This is a genomic window from Streptomyces sp. URMC 126 (assembly GCF_051386555.1).
In the GTDB taxonomy this organism is placed as follows: Bacteria; Actinomycetota; Actinomycetes; order Streptomycetales; family Streptomycetaceae; genus Streptomyces.
Window position 1 is genome coordinate 1 of the sequence record NZ_JBPQTX010000778.1, and the last position, 284, is coordinate 284.

1 protein-coding gene is annotated in these 284 nt (G+C 70.8%); it reads right to left on the bottom strand.

Annotated features, from left to right (window positions below):
• Positions 1-284, bottom strand: a 284-nt coding sequence (locus ACSNOK_RS33875; protein WP_436784586.1) for an Asd/ArgC dimerization domain-containing protein, incomplete at both ends; no start/stop codon positions are given.

A 284-nucleotide genomic window follows, 5' to 3' on the forward strand; every position in this document is an offset into this window, starting at 1 on the left:
CACGGAGCCACCCCTGTCGTGGAAAGTCCCAGCTCCTCGGCCAGCCCGAGGGCGATGTTCATGCTCTGCACCGCGCCACCGGCCGTGCCCTTGGTCAGATTGTCGATCGCGCTGACCGCGATCACCCGGTCCGCCGCCTCGTCCACGGCGACCTGCACCTGAACGGCGTTCGAACCGATCACCGCCCCCGTCGAGGGCCAGCACCCGTGCGGCAGCAACCGCACGAACGGCTCCCCCTCGTACGCCTTCTCGTACGCCTCGCGCACCGCCCCCGCCGAAACCCC